Origin of the sequence: Actinokineospora spheciospongiae, from assembly GCF_003182415.1 — a bacterium.
Taxonomy (GTDB): domain Bacteria; phylum Actinomycetota; class Actinomycetes; order Mycobacteriales; family Pseudonocardiaceae; genus Actinokineospora; species Actinokineospora spheciospongiae.
Genome location: NZ_QHCP01000013.1, coordinates 168,689 through 195,634, shown reverse-complemented (window position 1 = coordinate 195,634; position 26,946 = coordinate 168,689). Strand labels below are relative to the sequence as shown.

Here is a 26,946-nt window from a genome sequence, read left to right as displayed (position 1 = left end):
CGACAAGCCCGCCGTCAGCGAACCTCGACCGACCCCTCCTCGTCGGCGAACTGCGTCCGGTACAGCTCCTCGTACCGCCCACCCCGGCGCAGCAGCTCCTCGTGCGTACCCCGCTCAACCACCCGACCCGCCTCCACGACCAGGATCTGGTCAGCGGCGCGGATCGTCGACAGCCGGTGCGCGATGACCAGCGCCGTGCGCCCGTCGAGCGCCTCGGCCAACGCCTCCTGCACGGCCGCCTCCGACGTGGAGTCCAGGTGCGCGGTGGCCTCGTCCAGGATGACGACCCGCTGCCGGGCCAGCAGCAGCCTGGCGATGGTCAACCGCTGCCGCTCACCGCCGGAAAGCCGGTAGCCGCGCTCGCCGACGACCGTGTCCAGGGAGTCGGGCAGGCTGGCGACCAGGTCGGCCAGGCGGGAGCGGCGCAGGGCGTCCCACAGCTCGTCCTCGCCCGCCTCCGGGCGGGCCAGCAGCAGGTTGGCCCGGATGGTGTCGTGGAACAGGTGGCCGTCCTGGGTGACCATGCCGAGGGTGGCGCGCACCGAGTCGGCGGTCAGGTCGCGCACGTCGACCCCGGAGAGCCGGACCGCGCCGGAGTCGACGTCGTAGAGCCGGGGAGCGAGCTGGGCGATGGTCGACTTGCCCGCCCCGGACGTCCCGACCAGGGCGACGGTCTGGCCCGCCTCGGCGCGGAAGGACACCCCGTGCAGGACCTCCACCCCGGCCCGGGTGTCGATCGCGGCGACCTCCTCCAGCGACGCCAGCGACACCTTGTCCGCCGACGGGTAGGCGAAGCGCACGTCCTCGAACTCCACCGACACCGGGCCGTCGGGCACCGGGCGGGCGCCGGGCCTGTCGGAGATCAGCGGCGGCAGGTCCAGGACCTCGAAGACCCGCTCGAAGCTGACCAGCGCGCTCATCACCTCGACGCGGGCCCCGGCGAGCGCGGTCAGCGGCGAGTACAGCCGGGTCAGCAGCAGCGCCAGCGACACGATCGACCCGGCGTCGAGCGAGCCCGTCACCGCCAGGTGGCCGCCGAGCCCGTAGACCAGGGCCAGGGCGAGCGCGGAGACCAGGGTCAGCGCGGTGACGAACACCGACTGCACCATCGCCGAGCGCACCCCGATGTCGCGCACCCGCCGGGCCCGCCCGGCGAACTCCCGCGACTCGTCCGCGGGCCTGCCGAACAGCTTGACCAGGGTCGCGCCGGGCGCGGAGAACCGCTCGGTCATCTGGGTCAGCATCGCCGCGTCCAGCGCCGCGGCCTCCCGGCGCAGGTCGGCGACCCGGCGGCCGATGCGGCGGGCGGGGATGACGAACACCGGCAGCAGCACCAGCGCCAGCAGCGTGATCTGCCAGGAGATGCCCAGCATCACGACCAGGGTCAGGGCCAGCGTGACCACGTTGGTGACCACCCCGGACAGGGTGTCGCTGAACGCCCGCTGCGCGCCGAGGACGTCGTTGTTGAGCCTGCTGACCAGGGCACCGGTGCGGGTCCGGGTGAAGAACGCGATCGGCATCCGCTGCACGTGGTCGAACACCCGCGACCGCAGGTCGAGGATCAGCCCCTCCCCGATGCCCGCCGACAACCACCGCGACACCAGGCCCAGCCCGGCCTCGGCGAGCGCGGCCCCGGCGATGAGCAGCGCCAGGACGACGACGACGCCGTCCGGGTCGCCCGCGACGATCGCGTTGACCACCCGGCCCGCCAGCACCGGGGACAGCACCGCCAGACCGGCGAGGACCACCCCCAGGACCAGGAAGGCGAGCAGGCGTTTGCGGCGGGGTTTGGCTATCTCCAGGATGCGTTTGGCGGTGACCCTGGTGGGCATCTTGCCCGCGGGGCCGCCGGTGCGGGCAGCGCTGTAGAGGGCGCTCCAGGCTGTCATCTCCATGCTCATGGGTGTCCTCCTCGGTCGAACAGGTGATCAAGCGGAGGATAGGACCTCCAGTTTGCTTGAAGTCAACTGCGATGGTGGGTGGAGCGTGGGTGAGCCCGTGGTGGCGGGGGGCTTGGGTCGTGAGTGGGCGGGGGGCTTGGTGGGGACGCCCTAGACTGCGCGCGTGATCAGGATTGTGCGGGACTTCGGGACGGGGATCGGGCTGCTGGGGCGGGGGTTCCGGTTGGTGCTCGGCAACGGTGGGCTGTTGGTGCGCGGGGCATTGCCCGCGCTGGTGACCAGCGTGGTCCTCTTCGGCGCCCTGGTCGGGCTGGCGCTGGGCATCGGTGACCTCGTCGCGTGGGCGACGCCGTTTGCCGATGGGTGGGGTGAGACGTGGCGGGGGGTGTTCCGCACCGCGCTGGGGGCCGGGGTGGTGATCGGGGCGGTGGCCCTGATGATGGTGCTGTTCTCGGCGCTCACGCTGATCATCGGCGGACCGTTCTACGAGAGCATCGCCGAGGAGGTCGAGGACCGGGAGCTGGGTGGGGTGCCGCAGGCGCAGCGGATCGGGTGGGGTCGCTCGGCGTGGATCGGGTTGCGCGACGGGCTGCGGTTGGCCGGGTTGGCGATCCTGTTCGCCGTGGCGTTGTTCGTCGCCGGGTTCATCCCGGTGGTGGGGCAGACCGTGGTGCCGGTGGTGGCGGTGTTCGTCGGGGCGTGGTTGTTGGCGGTCGAGATGACGGCCATCCCGTTCGTGCGGCGGGGGCGGAGCCTGCGGGAGCGGCGGCGGGCGCTGGGACGCAGGCGGGCGATGGCGCTGGGGTTCGCCGTGCCCGTCTACCTGCTGTGCCTGGTGCCGCTGCTGGCGCTGGTGGTCTTCCCGGCGGCGATGGCGGGCGGGACCCTGTTGGCCGCCAGGCTCACCGACGGTCAGGACTTGTAGGCGACGACCCCGACGACGGTGTGGTTCATCGGGGCCAGCGGGGAGAACCTGGGGCCGTCGGGCCACCAGTCGTGCAGGGGGACCAGGCCGGGGGGGACTCGGGTCAGGCCCGCCAGGAACCCGTCGATCTGGTCGCGGCCCCGGTGGGCGGTGGCCAGGGGGGTGTCGCGCAGTTCGCGGTCGAGGCGGTGGGCCAGCGCGCTGGGCTCGCCGCCGTCCTCGGGGTCGAAGTGGTGGGTGAGGACCAGGTAGGAGCCGGTGGGCAGCGCGTCCAGCCAGCCGCGCACCACGCCGAGGGCGGTGGCGTCGTCGGTGATGTGGTGGACGACGTCGCACATCATCAGGGCCACCGGGCGGGTCAGGTCCAGGTGGCGGGTGAGCACCGGGCTGGCCAGGGCGGCGGCCGGGTCGGTCAGGTCGGCCTCGGCGACGTGGGTGAGTTCGTTCTCCTCCAGCAGCGCCCGGCCGTGGGCCAGCACGATCGGGTCGTTGTCCACGTAGAACACCTTCGCCTCGGCGTTGGTGCGCTGCACGATCTGGTGGGTGTTGTCCGCCGTCGGCAGGCCCGCGCCCAGGTCGAGGAACTGGTCGACCCGGCGCTGCACGGTCAGCATCCGCAGGACCCGGCCGACCCACTCGCGGTGCTCGCGGGCGACCGCGCGGGCCTCGGGGGCGATCCGCAGCAGCCGTTCGACCAGGTTGCGGTCGGCGGTGTAGTTGTCCCGGCCGCCGAGGAGGGCGTTGGAGAGCCGGGCCTGGTTGGGCGCCTCCAGGTCGAGCCGTGCGCGCATCTGCACGTGCTCGACGCTCATGGGCGCTCCAAAGACTGGGTGACAACGGTTCGTGCTCACCGTAGTACAGACGGTCGCCTGTGTTCCATCATCAGCCGTACGGCGCACCCGTTCAGGGCAGCGATACCCACCGGTTTGCGGCTTGTCACGCTCCGCCACCGGACCGTTCGGTCGCCGGATTCGACCGTCCCGGGGACGTGACTCAGGGCAACAGGGACCGGGCCGCGCCCAACTCCGCGAGGGTCGGGGGGTTGGCGCCCGCGCGGGAGCAGGTGATCGCCGCGACCGCGTTGGCGAAGTCGACCGCGTTCTCCAGTGACCGCCCGGTCACCGACGCGATGGCGGTGTGGTTGCCCGAGAGCAGGCCCGCCCGCGACAGCCAGTGCAGCAGCCCCGCCGTGAACGCGTCGCCCGCGCCCACCGTGTCGACCACCGTCGTCGGGGGGCCGGGGCGGGTGGTGGCGTGGTTGCCGGTGACGGCGTGGGCGCCGTCCGCGCCCAGGGTGACCACGACCAGGGACGGTCCCAGGGCCAGCCAGCGCGCCGCCCGCTCGACCGGGTCCTCGCCGGGGTAGAGCCAGCCCAGGTCCTCCTCGCTGACCTTGACCACGTCGGACAGCGCCACCTGCCGCTCCACCCTGGGTCGTTCCTCGGCGGGGGTGCCGGACAGCGACGGGCGGACGTTCGGGTCGTAGGACACCGTGCGCTCGGTGCGCATGGCGGCTTCGACGACCCGCGCCCCCGGCTCCAGCAGGGTGGCCAGGGAACCCGTGTGCAGGCACTCCGCGCCGTCCAGCGGGGGCAGGGCGGTGATGTCCCAGGTGATGCGGAAGTCGTAGCGGGCCACCCCGGCGGCGTCCGTGGCGGCGAAGGCGACGCTGGTGTCGGAGGTGGGGGCGGGCAGGGGGCGGACGTCGACCCCGGCGTCGGTGAGGTGGGTGCGGACCAGGGTGCCGAACAGGTCGTCGCCCAGGCGGGTGCCCAGGACCGACGCGGTGCCCAGGCGGGTGAGGCCCAGGGCGACGTTGGCGGGGCTGCCGCCGGGGTGGGCGGTGAACGTGCGGCCGTCGGCGGCGGCGATGAGGTCGGCCAGGGCCTCGCCCACAACGGTGATCATCGACTGCTCCCGGCGGCGGTGTCGGAACTGGTGCGGGGCCAGCCTGCCACAGCTCGGGCGGGGTGCGGCGCGGCTGCGCGGCGGGCGGCGGCCCGGTGCCCGCAACCGCGCCCGGGTCCGCCCGGGGCGGTCGGGGCGCGTGCCCGGGAAGTGCCCGGGGAGAACAGGCCCCGGGCGGCCCGGGCGATTTCGCCGAATCCGCCCGCGAGCGCCCAGAACGACCCTGAGCTGCGAACACCCGGAATGGGAATGGCGGACACGGCCGCGGGATGTGTGCCCGATCGGGGCGCGGTTGCCCATTCCCGGTGGGACGGACAGCGCGTTCCCGCTCGGAACCCCGGCGATCGGTGACCGAGTGGGGAGAACTCAGCCCGCGCGGGTCCACCGGGCCCGGCCCGGCCCCGCCGCGGGCCTCAGTTGGCGGTGGTGTCGTCGGGCAGGTGCCAGGCGTGCATGGTGATCTCCATGAGGAACCGCTGCTCGGGGTCGTTGAGGCGGTCGCCGAGCAGTTCCTCGATCTGGTTCATGCGGTAGCGGACGGTCTGCGGGTGCACCGCGAGCCGCGACGCCGTCTCGTTGATGTCGCCTCGGGTGTGCAGCCAGGTCCGCAGGGTGCTGGCGACCCGCTCGCGTTGCTTGTCGGTGAGGTCGGCGAACGCGGCGCGGATGGGCTGCGCCACGTGCGTGACCAGGGACTCGTCGGCGAACATGAGCAGCGTCGAGAGGTTGCGCGAGCACCAGGTGACGGCCACCTCGGGCAGCACGCCGCGGTGCACCAGCGACATCGCCTGCCGGGCCAGCCGCTGCGAGCGGTGCGCGTCGGCCAGCGGCACGGTGGGGCCGACCGCGGCGCGGCGGCCCTGCAGTTGCCCCTCCAGGTTCGGAAGCTGCGCGCGGGGGGCGGGCAGCACCAGGCACGGGTCGCCGCTCTCCAGGTCGACCAGGACGTCGCGGCCCAGGGCGGGGACCGGCAGGTGGTGCTGGTCGGTGCGGTACTCCAGGACGACGACGGCCACCTCGTCGGGGATCTGCCAGTCGGCGGCGGCGGCCAGCTCCACCAGGGACTGGGTGGGGGCGGGCGGGTCGGACAGGATGAGCTTCATGAGCTGGCGGCGCCTGCGCTCGTAGGACCCGCTGGCCTGCGCCTGGGCCTCGGTGTACCCGGCGACGGCGACCACGCACAGGTCGTCGACGTAGGCGAAGATCGCCTCGGCGACGGTGAGCAGCGTGTCGGCCGGGATGCCCAGCTCCTGGCCCGCGACGCTGACGTGCCGCCACACCGCGCGGGCGCCGACCCGGACCGCGGTCTGCAGCGAGTCCATGGTGCGGCCCTCGAGGAACTCCATCCGACCCGCGTAGCGGAAGGCGGCCAGCCAGTCGGAGCGGTCGGCGGTGGGGTCGGCGATGAACTCGAAGCACTGCATGATGGCGGCCTGCACGCTGCCCAGCAGCACCTCGCCGAACTTGCCCTCCACCGGCTGGCGGTAGGCGGGCACGGCCTCCTGGATCGCCTCGACGGCGTCCTGGATGAGCGTCCTGGCCAGCGGGCGCACCCGGTCGGCGATGCCCGGCACGACCGACGCCCAGATCGGGACCGCCGTGACGCCGGGCCCGGGCTTGTCCGATCCGCTGCCGACCGGCCCGCCCCGCTGCGTCACCGCCATCTCGCCCTCCACCCGCGCGATATCGACACCCCCGCACGACTTCGTGTCCATTGGTGTCCTCGAACACTAAAGAGGGGTCAAGGGGCTGTCAATCGTCCACGCAGGCCGGTTGCCGCACCGGTGGACGGGTTTGCGTGCCGGTGGCAAGCCGCGAACGCCCGAACTGTTCATACCTGCACAATTCCGCTCGCCCGTGACAATGCGACCCGAAGCCGTTCTATGCTTTGCCGAAAATCATTCGGGAAAGGTGCTTCGATGGGTATTTCGGCGCGCGAGGCCGTGTTGCACGGCCGCCGGATCGGCTACCTGCACCTGCTCCCGGAGGGCGCCCCGACCGACGACCCGCTGGTGCTGGTGCACGGGTTGGCGGGGACCAGCGCCACCTGGAAGCCGCTGCTGGCCGAACTGGACCGCCGCGGCCGCACCCGCGAGGTGATCGCGGTCGACCTGCCCGGGCACGGCCGCTCGCAGCGCCCGCACGGCGACTACTCGATCGCCGGTTACGCCAACGTCGTCCGGGACCTGCTCGTCGGGCTCGGGCACCGGCACGTGACCCTGGTCGGGCACTCGCTCGGCGGCGGGGTGGCGCTGCAATTCTCCTACCAGTTCCCGCAGATGTGCGGCCGGGTCGTGCTGGTCGACAGCGGCGGGCTGGGCACCGGGGTCAGCCGGGCGATCCGGGCGGCGAACCTGCCGGGCACCGCGATGGCGCTGCCGCTGATCGCCAACCGGCTGACCGTCGCGCTGGCGCGGGCGGTCGTGGGGCGGCGGGTGGAGGCGCGCGAGCTGGTCGAGCACTTCGGCACGCTGGCCTCGCGGGACGCGCGGACCTCGTTCGTGCGCACCGTGCGGGCCTCGGTGGGGCTCGGCGGGCAGCGGGTCTCGGCCACCGAGAAGCTGTACCTGGCCGAGGACCTGCCGTCGCTGGTCATCTGGGGCACCGAGGACCGGGTGATCCCGGTGGGCCACGGGCGCCGCGCCGCCGACCTGATGCCCGGTTCGCGGCTGGTGGAGCTGGAGGGGGCGGGGCACTTCCCGCACGTGGCCCAGCCCGCGTGGTTCGCCGACGTGCTGCTGGGGTTCCTGGACGAGACCACCCCCGCCCGGCTGGACGTGGAGGACCTGGCGCACCACGTGGACGCCTGAGCACCGGTGGGGGTGGGCCGTGCCCACCCCCACCGGGGGCTACAGACCCAGGTTGGCGGTGAGCCAGGGCCAGGCGGTCCGCAGTTCGCGCTTCCAGTAGGGCCAGGTGTGCGTGCCCTGGTAGAAGTGCTCGGTCACCGCGATCCCCTGCGACCGCAGCTTCCACACGAACGACTGCGAGGACGCGAAGGACGCCGGTTCCACCGGGTCGGCCGCGCCGGGGAAGTCCAGGGGGCCGAAGATGCCGTTGCCGCTGGAGACGTAGAGCGCGGTGCCCCGGAGCTTGTCGGTGTGGTCGTACGGGTTGTTGTCCGACCACCGCTGCCGCTGGAAGATCTCGTCGCCCCACAGGTCCAGCGGGTTGTAGCCCTCCATGGCCACGAGCCCTTGCAGGACCAGGGGGACCGTGGGCAGCAGCGTGTTGGGGGCGCCGCTGAAGGAGGCCGCGGCGACGAACATCCCCGGGTGGCGGAAGGCGTAGGCCATCGCGCCGTAGCCGCCGACCGACAGGCCCGCCACCACCCGGCGGGTGCCGCTCTTGTAGCCGCGCTCGACGATCTGGCGGACCTCCTCGGTGTGGAAGCGGTCCCAGTCCTGGCCGTCGCCGCGACCGGAGTTCCACCACTTCGAGTACATGCCCGCCTTGCCGTCCGAGGGCTGCACGACGATCAGGTCCAGGGGCGCGGCGAGCGCGGCGATGTCGCTGTAGGCCGACCAGGACCGGAAGTCGGCGTCCTCGCAGCAGCCGTGCAGCAGCCACAGGGCGGGCCAGGTGCGGGTGGCACCGTCCCAACCGGAGGGCAACAGCAGCCGGACCCAGCCGTCGCCGCGCAGGGCGGGCGAGGCGATGCGCAGGTCGAGCGTGCGCTCGTCGACCCGGACCTCCTCGACGACCCGGGCGCCGTCGTCGGCGGTGACCGCCGCCGCGGCGGCTTGCGGTGCGGGCAGGGTGAGGGGGACGGCGACGGCCGTCGAGGCGAGCAGGGCGAGGGCGAGCAGCCATCGCGTGCGGCGGTGTGCCAAGGGGTTCTCCGGCGGAAGGGGTTGTGCGGGGGTCAGACCCGGACCGGTGCCTCCAGGGCTCGGGCCAGGTGTCGGGCCAGGGTGCGGACCCGGGGTGGGTCGATCATGCTCAGGTGGTCGCCGGGCACCCGGGTGACCCGCAGGTCCGGGCACAGCGCGTCCCAGCCGAGCGCCTCGTCGGTGCGCAGGTAGCGCGGGTCGAGGGTGGCGGTGAGCGGGTGCGGGTCGGTGGCGCGCAGCAGCAGCACCGGACCGGCGTAGGGCCTGGGCCGCCAACGCTCGCCGACCCGGGCGTCCACGTAGGACGTGTACTGGTGGCGCAGCGCGCCCCGGCCCAGGTCGGGCACGGCGGCGAGGCGGTCCATCACCACGTCGACCTGCTCGTCCTCGTCGAGGGCGGCGAGCACCTCGCGCGGCAGGTCCAGCGCCACCCCGTAGGTCCGCTCGACGTGCTCGGCGAACCGGTCGAAGCGGTCCAGCACCAGGTCGGCCGGGTCGGCGCCGGGCAGCGGGAGGACGGTGTCGATGAGCACCAGCCGGTCGACGCGCTCACCCTGCTCGGTGAGCAGGCGGGCGACCTCGTAGGCCAGGCAGCCGCCGAAGGACCAGCCGCCGAGCCGGTAGGGGCCGCTGGGCTGCCGCTCGCGCAGCAGGCTCGCGTAGCGGGCCGCCTTCGACTCCACGGTGGACTCGTCGTCGAGCCGCTCGAAGCCCAGGACCGGGTAGGACGTCGGCAGTTCGGCCACCAGCGGCTGGTAGACCGTGGTCGGGCCGCCCGCCGGGTGGAACAGCGCCAGCGGCGGACTGCCGCCGCCCGCGCGCAGCACGGTGACCGGCCCCGGGGCGCCTTCGAGCTCGTCGCGGACCAGGTCGGCCTGGGCGGCGATGGTGGGGCGGGCGAACAGCGAGGTCACCGGCGGCACCTCGGCCAGCCTGGCGGACAGGGCCGCGTGCACCCTGGCCGCGGCGGCCTCGTCACCGCCGAGGTCGTAGAAGCCGGTGTGCACGCCGGTGGGGGCGCTGCCGAGCGCGTCGGTCCACACCACGGTGAGCCAGCGCTCGGTCGGGTCGCGCGGGGCGACCCCGTGCGGGCCGGGGGCGGCGGCCGCGGCGGGCAGGCCCAGCTCGTCGCCGACGTGTCGGGCGACCTCGGCCAGGCTCGCGCCGCGCAGCAGCAGGGCCACCGGGAGGGCGACGTCGAAGTCCTGCCGCACCGCGGCGCGCAGGCGCGCGGCCATCAGCGAGTCGATGCCGAGGTCGGTCAGCGGGGCGGCGGGGTCGACCGTCGCCGGGTCGGCGCCGGTGAGCCGGGCCAGGCCGACGACCAGGTGCGCCACCAGGGCACCGCGCGAGCCCGGGCCGCGGGTGAGGGCGGGCGCCGGGAGCGCGGCGGGGGCGGCCGAAGCGGTCAACGCGGACAGGTACGGCCTGCGGGCGAGGGCCGGGAACAGCGACAGGGCGCGCGGCACGTCCAGGCGGGCCACCCCGAGCCCGGACCGGTCGTGCGCCAGCGCCCCCGCCAGCGCGGCCATCCCGTGCGCCGGGTCGACCTCGGCGAAGGCCGCGTTCGGGCGGTCGGAGCGGGAACCGTCGTCCCGGGCCCAGGCACCCCAGTCCAGGGTGACCGCGGGCAGGCCGCGGGCGCGCCGGGCCTCGACCAGGGCGTCCAACCAGGCGTTGGCGGTGGCGTAGGCGGCCTGGCCGGGAGCGCCGACCAGACCCGACATGGAGGCGAAGGCCACCCACCAGTCCAATTCGAGCCGCTCGGTGGCCTGGTGCAGCCGCAGCCCACCGAGCACCTTGGGCCGCCACACCCGCGCGATGGCCTCCCGGCTCAACCCGGCCACCGGGTGGTCGGCGAGCACCCCGGCGGCGTGCACCACCCCGCGCAGCGGCACCCCGCCGCGCTGGGCGCGGGCGATCAGGGTCGCGGCGAAACCCGGCTCGGCCAGGTCACCGAGCACCACGTCGACCTCCACGCCACGGGCGCGGGCATCGCGGATGCCCGGCTCGGCCCCCGGGCGGTGCACCCGCCCCGCCAGCACGACACGGGTGGCGCCACCGTCGACCAGCCAGCGGGTGAGCCTGCGGCCGAGTTCCCCGGTACCCCCGGCGACGACGTAGGCACCCGCCCGCACGACCGGGGGGCGGCCATCGGCGGAAGGGGTGGTCGCGGTGGTCAACCGGGCGCGCAGCCGCCTGCCCGAACGCCAGGCCACCTCGTCGTCATCGCGCCCGGCCCGCAACTCGGCGGCCACCGCGGGCGCGCCGGAGGCCAGGTCGACGTCGAGGAGGGTGGCGTGCAACTCGGGGTGCTCGAAGGCGAGCACCCGGACCAGGCCGCGCAGGCACGCCAGGCCCGGCTCCCCCGGCTCGGCACCCGGGACGGTGGCACCGCCCGTGGTGACCACCCACAGCCGGGGCGGGTGGTCGCGCCGGGCGAGCAGGGCGGCGATCGCGGTGACGGTGTGCACCAGGGCCTCGGCGTGACCGGGAGCGCGGTAGCGGGCGGTGGGACCCGCCACCACGACCACACCGGTCGCGGCCTCACGCTCCAGACCCGCGACGGTGACCTCGACGACCTCGTCCTCCTCGGCGAGGACAGCGGCGAGGCCGGGCAGGCCGGGGAGCGCGACATCCCCCTCCGGCACCAACACCCAGCGCCGCCGTGGCACGAGGACCGGATCACCCGCGGCCCGCGCGGCGGAGAAGATCGGATCGCCTGCGGCCTGCACGACCACCTCGGCAGCAGGCACCGGCTCGCCCGCGGTTCGCGCAGCCACCTCGGCAACGCGAACCGGATCACCCGCGATCCGCGCAGCCACCTCGGCGGCGGGGGTCGGGGGGTCCGTGGGTCGGTGGGGGGTGTGGGCGGGGTCGGTGGGTGCAGCGCCGGCGGGGGCGGTGGTCCGGTGGGTGGCGGCGGGGAGTGGGGCCGGGTCCCAGCGGCGTTCGACGGCTGGGCCGCCGCTCCCGGCCCGGTCGGGGGTGGGGGCGCGCACGTCGAGCAGTTCGACCAGGACGGAGCCGTCGGCGGCGAGCAGGCGGACCGTGCCGAGCAGGACACCGGGGGCGGTGACCTCGGCGGTGGCGACGCAGTGGGTGCCCAGGGCCGGGTCGCCGGGGACGCGGGTGCGGGCGACCCCGTCCGGGACGTGGTGGCCCGCGGCGCCGGGGAGGCCCGCGGCGGCCGGGACCAGGGCTTGCAGGCAGGCGTCGGCGAGGGCCGGGTGCAGGGCGAAGCCGTCGTCGCCGCCCGCGGCGGCGGGCAGGTGGACGCGGGCGGTGGCGGTGCCGGGGGTGGCGCGGACGTCGGTGAGGCCGCGGAACGCCGGGCCGCGCTGCTGCCCGGCGGCGATCAAGGCGGCGCGCAGGTCGAACGGTTCGCCCCCGGGCGGGTGGGCCACCGGGGCGGGCGGGGCGGCGGTGTCGGGCAGGACCCGGGCGGTCGCGTGGGTGACCCAGCCGCCGTCGGCGTCGCGGGAGCGCACGGTGAGGCGGCCCGCCCGGTCGAGTTCGGTGGTGAGGACGGTGTGCGGGCCGGGGGTGAGCGGTTCGGTCAGCGCCAGGTCCGCCACCAGCACCCGGGGGCCGAGCGTGGTCCGACCGGCGGCCAGCGCCAGCTCCAGGAACGCGGTGCCGGGCAGCGCGCCCGACCCGTGGGCGCGGTGGTCGGCCAGCCACGGCAGGCGCCGCACCGGCAGCGGCGCCTGCCACACGTGCCTGCCGTCGTCGGGGAGTTCGACGTGCGCGCCGAGCAGCGGGTGCGCCGCGGGGACGGCCGGGGCGCGCTCGGGCACCCAGTGCCTGCGGTGCCGCCAAGCCGGGCCGGGCAGGTCGACCACCGGGCCGAGCGGGTAGCGGGTGCCCAGGGCGGTCGAGTCGCCGTGCACGTGCAGGGTGGCCTGTGCCCGCAGCCACTCGGCCACCGCCGCCCCGCGCCGCAGCGTCGGCACCACCAGCACCGGTTCCGCCCGCCCGTGCGCCTCGAAGCGGTGGGCGGCCACGGTGTCCCCGGGAACCGCCGCGGGCGCAACGGGAACCGCCGCAGAGGCGGGGGAAGCCGCCTCGGGCGTGAAGGAAACCGCCTCGGGCATGACAGGAACCGCTGCAGGGGCGAGGGGAACCGCCCCAGGCGCGAGGGGAGCCACCTCGGGCGTGGAGGGAACCGGTGGCGCCGGGGTGCGTCGGGCGACGGCGAAGTCCGGCAGCACGGGCGGCAGGACTCCGATGCCCGTGGCGCTGGTGCGCGGGTTCGCGGCGTTGTGGGCGGCGGCGGTCTGCTCGACGGCGGTCAGCGCCACCGGGTGCGGGGCGACCTCGACGAAGCGGGTGTGCCCGGCGGTGAGGGCGGCCGAGACCGCCCGGGTGAAGTGGACCGGCTGCCGCAGGTTCGCCGCCCAGTAGTCGACGGTGCCCAGGGTCGGGGTCCCCGCGTCGCCTGCCACGCTGGAGTGGAAGGGGATCTCGGGTGGGCGGGGGGTCAGGCCGGTCAGGGCGGCGCGGAAAGCGGGCAGCGCCGGGTCGATGGCCGCGGAGTGGGCGGCGGCGCGCACCCGCAGGGGTCGGGCGAAGCCGCCGCCGGAGTCGACGTGGGCCACCAGGCGGGCGACCTGCGCGGCCGGGCCGCTGACCGTGCACAGGCGGGGCGCGGCGTGCACCGCGATGCCGACACCGGGGTGATCCGGTGCCAGCGCGGCGAACTCGGCGTCGGACAGCTCCAGCGCGGCCATGGCGCCCGTGCCCGTCGCGTCCAGCTCCGCCAGGACCGCGGTCCGGGCGGTGACCACGCGCAGGCCCTGCTCGGCGTCCAGGACGCCCGCGACCACGGCGGCGCTCACCTCGCCGACGGAGTGGCCCAGGACCGCGGCGGGCAGCACGCCGTGGGCCCGCCACAGGCCCGCCAGGGCGAGCTGCATCCCGTACAGCGCCGGGGCCTGCACGGTGAACGGGGCGGCGGCCGGGTCCCGCAGCGCCGCGCGCAGGGAGAAGCCCGCCGCCGCGAACAGCGGTTCCAGCCGGTCGACCTCGGCGAGGAAGGCGGGTTCGGCGGCCAGCAGTTCCCGGCCCATGCCCGGCCAGTGCGAGCCGAAGCCGGAGAACACGAAGACGGGGCCGGTGTCCGGCGCCGCCGCGGTCGGGACCCGGCCCTGCACCGCCGCGGCCGAGGACGCGCCGGAGGCCACCGCGCGCAGCGCCTCCGCCAGTTCCTCGCGGCCGGTGGCGACCACGGCGGCGCGGACGGGCAGGTGTTCGCGGCGGGCGGTGAGGGTGGCGGCGACGTCGGCGAGGGGGACCCGGGCGCCGTCGGTGGTCTCCAGCCAGTCGACCAGGTCGGCGGCGCGGTCGCGCAGGGTGGCGTGGGTGCGGGCGGACAGGGCGAAGACCTCGGGGCGGGGGGCCACCGGGTCCGGTTCGCGGGCCGCGGGCCACTCCTCGAGCACCACGTGGGCGTTGCTGCCGCCGAAGCCGAAGGCCGACACGCCCGCGCTGGCGGAGCCGGAGTAGCGCGGCCACGGGGTCGTCTCGGCGGTGACCCGCAGGCCGAGGGCGTCGAAGTCGATCAGCGGGTTGGGGGTGCGGTAGTGCAGCGTCGGCGGGATGCGGCCGTGGGTGAACGACAGCACGACCTTGATCAGGCCGACCACCCCGGCCGCGCCCTCCAGGTGCCCCAGGTTGGTCTTGACCGAGCCGACGAGCAGCGGCCGGTCGCGGCCGCGGCCCGCGCCGAGGACCGCGCCGAGCGCGCCCGCCTCGATCGGGTCGCCCAGCGGGGTGCCGGTGCCGTGCGCCTCCACGTAGTCCACTGTGGAGGGATCGATGTCGGCGGCGGGGTAGACCCCGGCCAGCAGGGCCGCCTGCGCCTCCGGGTTGGGGGCCATCATGCCGTTGGAGCGGCCGTCGGAGTTGGTGGCGGTGCCGCGCACGACCGCGAGCACCCGGTCGCCGCGGGCGCGGGCGTCGGCGAGGCGGCGCAGCACGACGACCCCGCAGCCCTCGCCGCGGCCGATGCCGTCGGCCGCGGCGTCGAAGGCCTTGCAGCGGCCGTCGGCGGCCAGCACGCCGGAGCGGGCGAAGGTGCCGGTGACCGCCGGGGTGAGCATGACGTTGACCCCGCCGACCAGGGCCAGGTCGGTTTCGCCGCGGCGCAGGGCGCCGACCGCGTGGTGCACGGCCACCAGCGACGACGAGCAGGCGGTGTCGACGACCATCGACGGGCCGCGCAGGTCCAGCAGGTACGACAGCCGGTTGGCCACCGCGCTGGCCGCCGCGCCGGTGCCCGACCACGGTTCCACCGCCTCCGGGTCGGCCAGGCTGAACAGCCCGTACTCCGAAGCGGACACTCCCATGTAGACACCGGTGCGGGTGCCGCGCAGCGAACCGGGGGCGATGCCCGCGTGCTCGAGCGCCGCCCACGCCACCTCCAGGGTGATGCGCTGCTGCGGGTCCATCACGTCGGCCTCGCGCGGGGTGATGCCGAAGAACTCCGCGTCGAACCCGGCGACGTCGTCGAGGAAGCCGCCGGTGGTCGGCAGCAGCCGCAGCACGTGCGGCGGGGCGTTCCAGCGGCCCGGCGGGCGCGGGCCGATGGCGTCGGCGCCGCGGTCGAGCAGGTCCCAGAACGCCGCCGGGGAGTCGATGCCGCCGGGCAGCCTGCACCCCACGCCCACCACCGCGATCGGTTCCTCGGGCGAGGGCGGCGGCGGGGGCGCGGCGGGGATGGCGCCCGCGGGCAGGACGGGGCGGGCGCCGGTGACCGCGGCCGCGAGCGCGGCGACGGTCGGGTGGCGGTAGCCGAACGTGGGCGGCAGCGACCGGCCGGTGCGCCTGCCCAGGTCGCCGACCAGGCCGACCAGGTCGCGGGAGGACAGCCCGTACTCCAGCAGCGGTCGCTGCGGGTCGATCGCGGCGCGCGGCAGCGCGGCCGCCTCCGCCACCCGGTCGAGCAGCCAACCGACGAGGTCCTGCGCCCCGTCGGGCACCGTCATGACGGACCGGTCTCGGCCAGCGAGTCGGCCAGGTAGCGCTCGCGGCAGGCGATCCGCGACAGCTTGCCGCTGGAGGTGCGCGGCAGGCTGTCCGGCGCCACGATCTGCACCTCGCGCAGGGTCAGCGCGTGCCGGTCGGCGACCGCGGCGCGCACCGCGGCGGCCACCGCGGAGTGGTCGAGCCCGTGCGCGGGCACGGTCTTGGCGCGCTCGGCCAGCACCACCGCGCGCTCGCCGTCGGCGCCGGAGACCGCGAAGGCCACCACGTTGCGCGGGCGGATCGCCTGGTGCGCGGCCTCGACGGTGCGCTCGACGTCGTGCGGGTAGTGGTTGCGGCCGTCGACGACGATGAGGTCCTTGATCCGGCCGGTGATGTAGAGCTCGCCGTCGTACCAGACGCCGAGGTCGCCGGTGGCCAGCCACGGACCGCCCGGGGCGCCCGCGCCGTCGACGGAGTTGCGGAAGACCCGCGCGGACTCCTCCGGCCGGTTCCAGTAGCCGCTGCCCACGTTCGGGCCCGCCACCCACACCTCGCCGACCCGGCCGGGGGCGCTGGGCACCCGGGTGGTCGGGTCCACCACGAGCACGCCCTGCTCGATCGGCTGCCCGCAGGACACCAGCCGCACCACGTCGGCGGCGTCGTCGTCGACGGTGACCGCGCGGCCCTCGGCCAGCGCCACCCGGTCGAAGCGGTGGTCGACGGCGGGTCTGCCCGGTCTGCTGGCGGAGACGAACACGGTCGCCTCGGCCAGCCCGTAGGACGGGCGGTGCACCTCCGGGCGCAGCCCGCACGGGCCGAAGGCGGTGTGGAAGCGCTCGATCACCGCGGCCTGCACCGGTTCGCTGCCGTCGATCAGCGCGGTCACGGTGTCCAGCCGCAGCCGGGACTTCTCCCAGTCCGACACCTTGGCCGCGGCGTAGGCGTAGGCGAAGCTGGGGGCGGCGCTGATCGCGCCCGGGTTCACCGACAGCGCGCGCAGCCACCGCTCGGGGCGCTCGACGAAGGCCAGCGGGTCCATCAGCACCGTGCGCACGCCCGCCACCAGCGGGGCGGCCACCGACAGCACCAGGCCCATGTCGTGGAACAGCGGCAGCCAGCTCACGGTGACCGAGTCCTGGCGCATCCCGTAGGCCCGGTTGGCCTGCCGGGCGTTGGCCACGACGTTGCCGTGGGTGATCATCACCCCGCGCGGGTCGCCGGTGGAGCCGGAGGTGTACTGCAGGTAGGCCAGGTCGCCCGGCGCCAGCGGGACCGGCTCGAAGTGCGCGGCGATCGCCGAGGGCAGGGTGTCGACGGAGATGACCTGGGCGACCGGGAGCCGGTGGGTCTCCACGAACGCGGTGACCGACGGCGCGGCGTCCTGGGTGGTGAGCACGGTGGAGGAGGCGCAGTCGCGCAGCACCGCGGCGAGCCGGTCGCCGTGCCCCGGCATGTCCGGGGTGAACAGCGGGACCGCGGCGGCACCGGCGCGCAGCGCGCCGAGGAAGGCCACCACGTAGTCCGGCGTCTGTCCGATGAGGACGGCCACCGGGGCGCCCTTGCGCACCCGGCGCTGCAACCAGGCCGCGACCGCGCCGACCCTGGCGTCGAGTTCGCGCCAGGTCCAGGTCGACTGGGCGCCGCCGCTGTGCGAGCGGAAGTCGAGGTAGCTCAGCGCCACCTCGTCGGGGTTGCGCGCCGCCCAGGCGCCCAGCAGACCGGGTAGGTCCTCCGCGGCGGGCAGGCCGCCGTCCTTGATCGCGGAACTCATCTGCACAGTCCTCACCAGGGGGCCACGTCGACACCGGACGAGAAAACGTGAGTCTCCTTTTCCGCCGGTGGGTGGAAAAGGCGTTCCGATCACGGTAATGCCGATGTTACTGGTGAGTCAACATAGAAATGTGATGCGGCTATCGCAACGAGGACTGGTGCGGGGCGCTCCTGTCAGGGACCTGCGCGGAGCCGGAATTCGTTTTGTGCCTGGGCGACAAGTACGGGGTCAGCTTCGGCGAGAGCAGCACCGCCACCACCTGCAGCGCGGCGGCGGCGAGCAGGGTCCGGGTGTACCCGTCGGCGAGCGCCTCCCCGTCGGCCACTCCCCCGCCCATCAGCGCCGCGGTCAGCGCCACGCCCAACGCGCCCGCGAACTCCCTGGCCGCGCTGAGCACACCGGAGGCCACCCCGGCCACCCGGTCCTCGACGACGTCGAGGGCGGTCGTGGTCAGCGGGACGGTGAACGCCGAGCCGAAGCCGATCAGGACCAACCCCGGCAGCCGCGGCAGCACCGCGGGCGAGCCGTTGACCACGGCCACCAGCACCAACCCCAGCGCCACCACCAGCATCCCGCCGCCGACCGTGCGCGACGGGCCGAACCTGGCCAGCACCCTGGGCACGAACGGGGCGGTGAACACCAGCGCGAAGGCGACCGCCACCAGCGGCAGCGCCGCGGTGGCCGGGTCCAGGCCGAGCCAGCGCTGGTGCACCAGCGGCGTCACCACGGTCACGCCGGTGACCCCCAGGCCCCACAGCGACTGGATGATCAGCGCGGTGCGGAACACCGGGTTGGCGATGAGCTGCCTGGGCAGCACCGGCCGCGCCGAGCGCCGGTCGCGCATGGCGAACGCCACCGCGGCCAGGGCGGCGGCCAGGGCCAGTGGCGCGGCCCACCCCGGGGCGTCGGCGATCACCAGCAGCGCGCCGGTGACCGCGAGCATCGCCGCGGCGACCAGCGCGGTGGACAGCGGGTCGGCGCCCTCGGCCACCGACCGCGGCCCCGGCGGCGGCACGATCAACCAGCTGAACAGCAGGAACGGCAGGAAGCCCCAGAACACCCAGCTCCAGTGCACGGTGGCGGCGATGAACCCGCCCAGCGCCGGGCCCAGTGCCAGCGCCGAGGCCAGCGCCACCGTCCAGGTGGCCGCCGCCTTGGGCCGGTCGTCGGGGGCGAGCCGGGTGCGCACCAGGCTCAGCGTGGCCGGGACCAGCACCGCCGCCGCCAGCCCCTGCACCACCCGGCCGGCCAGCAGCAGCTCGAACGAGCGCGCGCTGCCCGCCAGCAGCGTGCCCACGGTGAAGGCGAACAGGCCCAGCCGCAGCATGGCCCGCTCGCCGTAGCGGTCGACCACCGGACCGGCGGCGAGCAGCAGACCGGCGAAGGGCAGCATGTAGGCGACGGTGATGCCCTGGGTGGCCGCGGTGCCCAGTCCCATCTCCACCGCGACCGACGGAGCGGCCGCGGAGACGACCGAGTTGTCCGCCGAGCTCAGGAACGCCACCGAGGCGATGGTCGTGAGCACCCGGCCGCGGTCGCTGATCCAGACCGAAGCAGGCGCGCGGTGCATGTCAACGGCTCCGGGCGGACGCGGCCCGCGCCGCGACCGCCGGGGGCGGGAGCGCGCGGCGTCGGAGAGACATGACGGGAACGTTAACGTCGGGACATTATCGATGTCGACGGGGTGGTGCGTTCTTCGTGACAAAGGAGCACTCCGCGCACCGATGTTGTCACCACCGTCCAGAAACCCACCCGGTGGATTCCTGTCACCATCGGACAAATCACGGTTCGAATCCCACCGGACACCGCCGATCGGGCGCACCCCCCGGTATGGTCGCCCACGTCCGGTCCCGCAGCGCGAAGGACTCGCCCATGCCACGGCCCCGCATCGAGGTCATCGGTCTCGGCAAGTCCTACGGCCCGATCAACGCCCTCAACGACGTCACCCTCCAGGTCGACCCGGGGGTGGTGCTCGGCGTGCTCGGCCACAACGGGGCGGGCAAGACCACCCTGATCGACATCCTGGCCACCCGGTCCACCCCCACCAGGGGCACCGCCAGGGTGTGCGGCTGGGACGTGCGGCGCTCGGGGCACCAGGTGCGCAGGCACATCGGGATGACCAGCCAGTTCACCGCGCTGGACGAGACCATGACCGGCCGGGCCAACCTGGTCCTGCTCGCCCGGCTCCTCGGCGCCTCCCGCGCCCAGGCCCACGCCCGCGCCGACGAGCTGCTGACCACCTTCGACCTCACCGAGGCCGCCGACCGCAGGATGGCCACCTTCTCCGGCGGGATGCGCCGCCGCCTCGACCTGGCCGCGAGCCTGCTGGGCGCCCCGGACGTGCTGTTCCTCGACGAGCCGACCACCGGCCTGGACCCGGTGAGCCGCACCGGCCTGTGGGTGATGGTGGAGGCGCTGGCCGCCCGGGGCACCACGGTCGTGCTCACCACGCAGTACCTGGAGGAGGCCGACCGGTTGGCCAAGGACATCGTCGTGCTGGCCGGGGGCCACGTCGTCGCCTCCGGCACCCCCGCCAGCCTCAAGGCGGGCATCGGGCAGCGCACGGTCTCGGCCACCTTCGCCGACGCCAGGGCCACCCACCACGCGGTCGGCACGCTGCAGCGCGCCGGGATGCAGCCGCTGGCGGACCCGGCGCAGTGCGCGGTGCAGGTCCCGCTGGCCGCCGCCGGGGAGATCGCCGTCCTGGTCCGCGCCCTGGACGCGGCGGGCGTCCCGATCCTCGACCTGACGGTCACCGAACCCACCCTCGACGACGTGTACGTGGCCCTGCACCGGTCCGCGCAGGAGAAGGCGGCGCGGATGGGGTGGTCGGCGTGAGCAAGCACGCCGCCCCGCGCGGGCGCGGCTCGGCTTCCGAGCAGACGGTGCGGCTGTCCGCCGTGGACATCGCCGCCGGGCGCCGCAGGCAGCAGGGCGGCTGGTCCCCCAGTTCGCTGTGGACGCAGATCTCGGTCCTCACCGGACGCTCCCTGGGCTCCGCGTTCAGCGACTACCGGCTGGTGTTCTTCGGCCTGCTGCAACCGATCGTGATGCTGCTGCTGTTCAGCCAGGTGTTCAGCGGGATCGGCCAACTGCCCGGGGTCACGCAGTACTCCGGCTACATCAACTTCCTCATGCCCGCCACCCTGGTCAACATCGCCATGACCACCGCCATGAGCTCCGGCGTGGGCCTGCTGACCGAGATCTACACCGGGTTCATCGGCCGCCTGCGCGCCATGCCCATCACCCTCGGCGCCGTCCTCGTCGCCCGCACCCTGTCGGACTCGGTGCGGCTGGTCGTGCAGTTGGTCGTGTCCGTGCTGGCGGCGGTGGTCTTCCTGGAGTTCCGCCCGGGCGGCGTCCTCGGCATCACCTCCGCGCTGCTGCTGACCGTCGCGGTCGGCTGGGGGTTGAGCTGGATCTTCATCGCCATCGCCACCTGGCAGTCCAAGCCGGAGACCATGCAGGCGGTGTCGTTCATCGTCATGTTCCCGCTGATGTTCGGCTCCAGCGCCTACATGCCGGTCGAGGCCATGCCCGGCTGGATTCGCGTCCTGTCGACGATCAACCCCATCACCTACGCCATCGACGCCACGCGCGCGCTGTCACTGGGGATGCCGGTGGGGTCGGCGGTGTGGGCGGCCCTGGGCCTCGCGGTCGGCACCGCCGCCCTGGGCGGCTGGCTCGCCTCCCGCAACTTCCGCCGCGCCCGCTGACCGCGCGGCGGCACGCGACGGCGTCCGGCCGCCGGCTCAGGAGCGCGGCAGCACGCCCACGAGCGACGTGGTGATCGCGAGCCGCAGGGCCGGCCGCAGTTCGACGCGGTGGACCGCCAGTGCGGGCTCGGACTCGTAGACGGCGAGCAGGCTCGGCGGCGGTGAGGTGTAGGCGGACAGCGCGCCCGCCACCAGCAGGGCGGTCAGGCAGAACTGCTCGGCGTGGTCGCCGACCTCGGGCAGGCACCGCCGGACGAGGCGGGCCATCACCGCGAGGTTGTCCAGCGAGGCCCGCTTGTGCCTGCGGACCGCCTCGACCGAGACGTTGTGCTCGAGCACTCCGCCCTGCGCGCCGTAGAGGTCGCAGAGCGCCGTGTGCGCGGCGAGCGACCGGCTGAGCACGTCGGCCACCTGTTCCGCCCGCCGCACCGCGGGCAGGTCCGGGTCGACACCGCGGACCAGCTCCTGCTCCAGTTCGGCCAGCCAGCTCGCCGTCCGGTCGTCCATCAGGTCGAGCAGCACCGCCTCGCGGGACTCGAAGTAGCGCAGCACCGCCGTCTTGGCCAGGCCGACCCGCCTGCTCAGCTCGTTCAGGGTCACCGCGGCCACCGGCATCTCGTCGAGCATCGCCGAGGTCGTCTCCAGGATCGCCCGGCGCCGGACCTCGCGCTGCTCCTCGGTGCGCGCCCGCTGGAACGTCATGGGTCGAGCATAGCTTGCGTACCGCCGGTACCTTGACAGCGTACCGGCGGTACATTACCGTTCCGGCCATAAGTTACCGACGGTACATTAGGAGCTCGCAATGAAGTGGACCGAGCAGCAGATCCCGCGCCAGGACGGCCGGGTGGCCGTGATCACCGGTGCCAACACCGGATTGGGCTTCCAGACCGCCCGGCGGCTCGCCGAGCACGGAGCAGCGGTGGTGCTGGCCGTGCGCGACATCGAAAAGGGCAGGTCGGCCGCCGCCAGGATCAACGGCGACGTCTCCGTGCGGGAGCTGGACCTGACCTCGTTGGAATCGGTGCGCGCCGCCGCGGCGGACCTGCGCGCCACCCACCTGCGGATCGACCTGCTGATCAACAACGCCGGCGTGATGCACACCCCGAAGCAGACCACCAGCGACGGCTTCGAACTCCAGTTCGGCACCAACCACCTCGGCCACTTCGCGCTCACCGGGCTGCTGCTCGACCTGCTGCTGCCCGTGCCGGGCTCCCGGGTGGTCACGGTCAGCAGCACCGGCCACCGCATCCGCGCCGCCATCCACTTCGACGACCTGCAGTGGGAGCGCTCCTACAGCCGGACGGCCGCCTACGGCCAGTCGAAGCTCGCCAACCTGATGTTCACCTACGAGCTGCAACGCAGGCTCGCCACGCACGGCACCACCGCCGCGGTGGCCGCACACCCCGGTCTCTCCGACACCGACCTGGCCCGCAACACCCCGCCGGTCGCCCGCCGGTTGATCACCTGGCTCGCTCCGGCGATCACCCAGCCCGCCGCGGCGGGCGCGCTCCCCACCCTGCGGGCCGCCACCGACCCGTCCGTCCTCGGCGGGCAGTACTACGGACCCGACGGTCTGGCCGAGCAGCGCGGCCACCCGAGGCTGGTCACCTCCAGCGCGGACTCCTACGACTCGACCGCGCAGCAACGCCTCTGGGCCGTCTCGGAAGACCTCACCGGCGTGCGGTTCCCGGTCGGTCGGGCAACTGTCGCGGCGTGAGCTGCGCCGGGGGACGCCACCCTTGTCCTCGCACTGTTGCGCGCGAGCGAAAGCCTCGGGTTCCGCGGGCGGCGGCGCCCGGCCTCGGGGCGAGGACCGGGCGCCGCCGGGCGATCAGGAGACGGTGTGGACGATCAGGACGTCCACCGAGGACTTGCGGGCGGCCTCGGCCGGGACCGAGCCGAGGATGCGCCCGGCCAGGGTGTTGAGGCCGCGGTTGCCGACCACCAGCAGGTCGGCGTCGCGCTCGAAGACGACCTTGGACAGGACCGAGACGGGGTTGCCGTCGCGGACGAGGGTCTCCACGTCCTTGGCGCCCTGCTTGGCGGCGCGGTCGTGGGCGGTGCGGACGGTGTCCTCGGCCGGGTTGGCGCCGACGACCTGGTAGCCGACGTCGTCGCCGAGGCGGTCCTGGGCGGCTTCGACCTTGCGCGGGTCCGGGGCCTGGTAGGCGCACACCACGAGCAGCTTCGCCCCGGTGTCGGCGGCGAGGGCGGCGGCGCGGTCGACGGCGCGGTAGGAGGAGTTCGAGCCGTCGGTGCCGACGACGATGGTGCGGTAGGCGGTCATGGGTTCTTTCCTGTTCGTTGTCGACTGCGGGCGGACGAGGCGGGGTGGCGGGTCAGCGCCAGGAGGGGAGCCAGAGTTCGGCCTGCCAGTGGCCCTCGGTGATCACGTCGCCGTTGAGGATCGGCCACAGCCAGACGAAGTTGGCCACGACCAGGACGAGGTAGGCGCCGACGAGGACCCGGCCGGTGGTGCGGCCGGTGGCCTTGAGCACGTCGGACAGGACCAGGGTCAGGCCCAGGACCAGGAAGGCGGCCATCGGGGTGGCGTAGAAGAAGTACATCTGCCGGTCGATGTTGGCGAACCAGGGCAGCAGGCCCGCCAGGTAGCCCACCAGCACCGCCGCGTAGCGCCAGTCGAACCGGCCCAGGGCCCGCCACAGCGACCAGCCAAGGAGCGGGAAGGACAGCCACCACAGGGCGGGAGTGCCGACGAGCATGGTGGCCGCCACGCACCGGGCCTCGCCGCAGCCGGTGAGGCCGCCCTCGTAGTAGTAGAGCATCGGCCGCAGGCCCATCGGCCACGTCCACGGCTTGGACTCCCACGGGTGCGGCTTCTCCGGGGTCACCAGCGACTCGTGGAAGTCCAGGACCTTCGACGAGTTCTGCCACAGCGACCCCAGCGCCCCCTTGGCGATCGACAGCGGGTCCGAGCCGCCCGTCTCCACCAGGTGCCGGGCGAACGCGGTCTCCGAGGCGAACCAGCCCCAGTAGGTGGTCAGGTACGCGGTGGCGCCGACGCCCACGAACGCCCACAGGCCCGGCAGCACGTCGCGGCCGAGGGCGCCCAGCCACGGGTGGCGCACCCCGGCCGCCCGGCGGGCGGTCACGTCGAACAGGACGGTCAGCAGGCCGAAGGCGGCGACGAAGTACAGGCCCGACCACTTCACCCCGCACGCCAGCCCGAGCAGGGCGCCCGCGCCGAGGCGCCACCAGCGCACGCCCAGGCGCGGCCCGAGCCCGGATTCGTCGGCCCAGCCCTCGGCGACCGCCACGGTGAGGCGGGCGCGGACCTGGTCGCGGTCGACCAGGACGCAGCCGAAGGCCGCCAGCACGAAGAAGGCCAGGAAGATGTCGAGCATCCCCATCCGCGATTGCAGGTGGGACACCCCGTCGGCGATGAGCAGCAGGCCCGCGACCGCGCCGAGCAGGGTGGAGCGGGTCAGCCTGCGGGCGATCCGCACCACCATGATGATCATCAGCGTGCCGCACAGCGCGGCGGTGAACCGCCACCCCCAACCGCTGTAGCCGAAGAGCCACTCGCCCAGCGAGATCAGCGTCTTGCCCAGCGGGGGGTGCACGGTGAGCATGTAGCCGGGGTTGTCCTCGACGCCGCCGTTGCGCAGCATCTGCCACGCCTGCGGGGTGTAGTGCTTCTCGTCGAAGACCGGGGTGCCCTTGTCGGTGGGCGAGCCCAGGTTCTGGAACCGCACGATCCCGCCGACGAGCCCCAGCACAGCCGCGACGACCCAGCCGCGCAGCCGGTCGGTGGGGGCGGGGTCGGCGGCGACGGCCGGGGGTGGCGGTGGGACGACCGGGTCGGGGGTCGGCTGGGCGGTCCGCTCCGCGGTGGCCTCAGCCGACATGGGCGGGCTCCTCGGGCGCGGGGCGGGCGAGGGGGACCACGCGGAAGCCGCGCAGCCGCCAGCGGTCGGGCTCGTCGGCGGTGACGCCCGCGATCGGGTCGCCCACGCCGTCGACGCGGACCCGGTCGCGCTCCGGGCGGTGGATCTCGCGCACGACCAGCGCGCACAGCAGCAGCAGCGCGAGGTCGCGGGCGATCACGGTGTAGAGGAACGGTTCGGCGGGCAGGCCGTCCGGCCCACCCATGAAGTACAGCATCCGGGGGAACCACACCGCGGCGTCGACGAGCATCCACGCCAGCAGCGGCTTCCACCTCGGCAGCGCCAGCACCGCCAGCGGGACCAGCCACAGCGAGTACTGCGGGCTCCACACCTTGTTGGTGAGCAGGAAGGCCGCGATGATCAGGAACCCCAACTGCGCGACCCGCGGCCGCACCGGCGCGCTCAGGCCGACGTAGGCGATCACCAGGCACACCGCGAGGAACAGCAGCAGGCTCACCGTGTTGAGCACCTCGGGCCCCTCCCCCGGCGGGAACGGCGGGGTGTCGAAGCCGGGCCACGTGGTGAGGGTGCGCAGCACGTAGTAGATCGAGTCCGGGTCCATGTCGCGGGTGGTGTTGAGGCGGAAGAACTCGCCCCAGCCCGCCTTGGTCTCCGGCAGCAGCGCGATGGGGGCGTTCACCGCCACCCACGTGGTGACCGTGGCGGCGGTGGTCGTCCAGAACTCCGACATCCGCCCGGCCCGCAGGCACGGGATGAGCAGCGCGCCGAGCAGCAGCAGCGGGAACAGCTTGAGCGCGCCGCCGATGCCCAGCAGCACCCCGGCGAGCACCGGCCTGCGCCGCGCCCAGGCCAGCAGGGCCAGCACGGCGGCGGCGACCGCGAGGGTGTCGAAGTTGGTGAAGGCGTGCACGACCACCAGCGGCGACGCGGCGATGAGCAGCGCGTCCCAAGGCCTGCGCGCGGTCAGCCGCAGGCTGGCCCAGACCGCCGCCAGCCAGGCCAGGGCCAGCAGCACGGCGGTGATGTCGAAGTAGGCGATCACCGGCACCTCGGCGCCGACCGCGTCCAGCCACACCAGGGTCAGGTGGGCGTTGAGGTACATGAACAGCCCGGTGAGCACCGGGTACTCCATGTACCGCGCCTTCGGCTTCCCGCTGCCGAGGTCGACCCAGCGGGTGGCGTAGGGGAGCGCGCCCTCGGCGAGGTGGTTGTACGAGTAGAGCGGGACGGTGTCGGAGTAGCAGAACCGCTTGTACTGCGACCCCTCGCGCCAGTCGAGCTGGGCGACGCCCGCGCCGTCGACGTAGGTGCCCAGGCAGGGGGCCTTGGCGCCGAAGGCCAGCCCGAGGGCCAGCACGGCGATGACCATCATCAGCTTCAGGGGGGAGAGCGCGCGAGCCCGCGGCGTCGTCGCCGCGGGCTGCTCGGACCGCTCGGAACCGCGCTCCGGTCCGGGTGGCGCGGGTGGCGCGGTCGGTTCGGCGTCCGCCCCGGGCCCCGCCGGGGTCTGCTCCATCACCTGCCCCCGAGCAGTCGGGCGGCGTCGAGCAGGACCTGCACCGGGTTCGGCACGATCGACCGGGTGCGCCTCGGCTCGGTGTCGGCCGCCCGCTGCGTCCGCTCCGGCTGCGCCTGCCGTGCGGGGGCCTCCCGCTCGACCGGGGGCGCGGCCGCGGTGGTGGGGGCGGTGACGACCTCGCCGGTGGCCACGCGCGGGCCGACGACCTCGGTGGCGGCCACCGTGGTCGGCGGGACGGGGGTCTCGGTGAACGGGGTGGAGCGCCCCGGTTCGGCGGAGACCCCGGTGTGGTCGGGGGCGAACTGGTCGTGCAGACCCCACAGGGCGCCGACGACGACCGCCGCCCCCGCCGCGGTCTTGAGGACGCGGCGGGGGCGGTCGGCGCGGCGGCGGACGGCGGGGTCGTCACGGCCCTCGCGGGTCAGCACGTCGGCGACGGGCACCGACCGGACCCGGGACTCGGGACGATCTGTCACGCGGCCACCTCCGAAGGGGTGCGGGGACTGCGGCGCGGGGCCTGGGGCACCGGCAGGGT

General features: G+C 74.6%; 18 protein-coding genes. 5 read left to right on the top strand and 13 right to left on the bottom strand.

The features are described 5' to 3' along the window. Positions 1 to 14: 14 nt before the first annotated feature. Positions 15 to 1,895, bottom strand: coding sequence for an ABC transporter ATP-binding protein (locus DFQ13_RS27990; RefSeq protein ID WP_110081955.1), 1,881 nt, complete (start codon positions 1,893 to 1,895; stop codon positions 15 to 17). A 169-nt stretch (positions 1,896 to 2,064) separates the two neighbouring features. Between DFQ13_RS27990 and DFQ13_RS27985 the strand changes: the two genes are divergently transcribed. Continuing rightward, positions 2,065 to 2,826: an EI24 domain-containing protein gene (locus DFQ13_RS27985; protein ID WP_110081936.1), complete on the top strand. Its 762-nt coding sequence runs from the start codon at positions 2,065 to 2,067 to the stop codon at positions 2,824 to 2,826. On the opposite strand, the gene DFQ13_RS27980 is transcribed toward DFQ13_RS27985, so the two are convergent. The 3 genes from DFQ13_RS27980 to DFQ13_RS27970 all read right to left on the bottom strand — a co-directional run bounded on the left by DFQ13_RS27980 (position 2,814) and on the right by DFQ13_RS27970 (position 6,398). After that, on the bottom strand, positions 2,814 to 3,638 hold the full coding sequence (locus DFQ13_RS27980; protein WP_035283052.1) for an SAM-dependent methyltransferase: 825 nt from the start codon (positions 3,636 to 3,638) through the stop codon (positions 2,814 to 2,816). The genes DFQ13_RS27985 and DFQ13_RS27980 overlap by 13 nt on opposite strands. A 181-nt stretch (positions 3,639 to 3,819) precedes the next feature. Next, positions 3,820 to 4,734, bottom strand: a complete 915-nt coding sequence (locus DFQ13_RS27975) for a carbohydrate kinase family protein (protein ID WP_110081935.1) — start codon at positions 4,732 to 4,734, stop codon at positions 3,820 to 3,822. A gap of 413 nt (positions 4,735 to 5,147) precedes the next feature. Further along, the gene (locus DFQ13_RS27970; protein WP_146241377.1) at positions 5,148 to 6,398 is read right to left on the bottom strand and encodes a PucR family transcriptional regulator; all 1,251 of its coding nucleotides are present in this window, start codon (positions 6,396 to 6,398) and stop codon (positions 5,148 to 5,150) included. A 255-nt stretch (positions 6,399 to 6,653) separates the two neighbouring features. Between DFQ13_RS27970 and DFQ13_RS27965 the strand changes: the two genes are divergently transcribed. Further along, entirely contained in the window at positions 6,654 to 7,544 is an 891-nt protein-coding gene (locus DFQ13_RS27965; RefSeq protein WP_110081934.1) for an alpha/beta fold hydrolase, read from the top strand. 39 nt (positions 7,545 to 7,583) lie between these two features. Here the strand turns inward: DFQ13_RS27965 and DFQ13_RS27960 are convergent, their stop codons facing one another. The 4 genes from DFQ13_RS27960 to DFQ13_RS27945 all read right to left on the bottom strand — a co-directional run bounded on the left by DFQ13_RS27960 (position 7,584) and on the right by DFQ13_RS27945 (position 18,877). Further along, complete coding sequence (locus tag DFQ13_RS27960) at positions 7,584 to 8,567, bottom strand: alpha/beta hydrolase (protein ID WP_181400174.1); 984 nt, start codon at positions 8,565 to 8,567, stop codon at positions 7,584 to 7,586. 32 nt (positions 8,568 to 8,599) lie between these two features. Next, on the bottom strand, positions 8,600 to 15,556 hold the full coding sequence (locus DFQ13_RS27955) for a type I polyketide synthase (protein WP_110081933.1): 6,957 nt from the start codon (positions 15,554 to 15,556) through the stop codon (positions 8,600 to 8,602). After that, positions 15,553 to 17,307, bottom strand: a complete 1,755-nt coding sequence (locus tag DFQ13_RS27950) for a fatty acyl-AMP ligase (RefSeq protein ID WP_110081932.1) — start codon at positions 17,305 to 17,307, stop codon at positions 15,553 to 15,555. The genes DFQ13_RS27955 and DFQ13_RS27950 overlap by 4 nt, the downstream gene beginning before the upstream one ends. Positions 17,308 to 17,446: 139 nt before the next feature. Beyond that, entirely contained in the window at positions 17,447 to 18,877 is a 1,431-nt protein-coding gene (locus DFQ13_RS27945; RefSeq protein WP_110081931.1) for an MFS transporter, read from the bottom strand. Positions 18,878 to 19,179: 302 nt separating this feature from the next. Here DFQ13_RS27945 and DFQ13_RS27940 point away from each other — a divergent pair, with 302 nt between their 5' ends. Further along, positions 19,180 to 20,145, top strand: a complete 966-nt coding sequence (locus DFQ13_RS27940; protein WP_110081953.1) for an ABC transporter ATP-binding protein — start codon at positions 19,180 to 19,182, stop codon at positions 20,143 to 20,145. Positions 20,146 to 20,192: 47 nt separating this feature from the next. Beyond that, positions 20,193 to 21,023 (top strand): ABC transporter permease, encoded by an 831-nt coding sequence (locus tag DFQ13_RS27935; RefSeq protein ID WP_110081952.1) that lies wholly within the window; start codon positions 20,193 to 20,195, stop codon positions 21,021 to 21,023. 36 nt (positions 21,024 to 21,059) lie between these two features. On the opposite strand, the gene DFQ13_RS27930 is transcribed toward DFQ13_RS27935, so the two are convergent. Then, on the bottom strand, positions 21,060 to 21,725 hold the full coding sequence (locus DFQ13_RS27930; protein WP_110081930.1) for a TetR/AcrR family transcriptional regulator: 666 nt from the start codon (positions 21,723 to 21,725) through the stop codon (positions 21,060 to 21,062). Positions 21,726 to 21,825: 100 nt separating this feature from the next. Between DFQ13_RS27930 and DFQ13_RS27925 the strand changes: the two genes are divergently transcribed. After that, a complete protein-coding gene (locus DFQ13_RS27925; RefSeq protein ID WP_110081929.1) occupies positions 21,826 to 22,740 on the top strand; it encodes an SDR family NAD(P)-dependent oxidoreductase in 915 nt (304 codons plus the stop codon). Between the two features lie 114 nt (positions 22,741 to 22,854). Here DFQ13_RS27925 and DFQ13_RS27920 read toward each other — a convergent pair whose 3' ends face one another. The 4 genes from DFQ13_RS27920 to DFQ13_RS27905 are packed head-to-tail and all read right to left on the bottom strand — an operon-like array spanning position 22,855 to position 26,887. Beyond that, positions 22,855 to 23,310 carry a universal stress protein gene (locus tag DFQ13_RS27920; protein ID WP_035283062.1) on the bottom strand — a complete coding sequence of 152 codons (456 nt, stop codon included), beginning with the start codon at positions 23,308 to 23,310 and terminating at the stop codon, positions 22,855 to 22,857. Between the two features lie 52 nt (positions 23,311 to 23,362). Next, positions 23,363 to 24,892, bottom strand: a complete 1,530-nt coding sequence (locus DFQ13_RS27915) for a dolichyl-phosphate-mannose--protein mannosyltransferase (RefSeq protein WP_110081928.1) — start codon at positions 24,890 to 24,892, stop codon at positions 23,363 to 23,365. Continuing rightward, complete coding sequence (locus DFQ13_RS27910) at positions 24,882 to 26,408, bottom strand: glycosyltransferase family 87 protein (protein ID WP_110081927.1); 1,527 nt, start codon at positions 26,406 to 26,408, stop codon at positions 24,882 to 24,884. The genes DFQ13_RS27915 and DFQ13_RS27910 overlap by 11 nt, the downstream gene beginning before the upstream one ends. Continuing rightward, complete coding sequence (locus DFQ13_RS27905) at positions 26,408 to 26,887, bottom strand: hypothetical protein (protein ID WP_146241376.1); 480 nt, start codon at positions 26,885 to 26,887, stop codon at positions 26,408 to 26,410. The genes DFQ13_RS27910 and DFQ13_RS27905 overlap by 1 nt, the downstream gene beginning before the upstream one ends. Between the last annotated feature and the right edge of the window lie 59 nt (positions 26,888 to 26,946).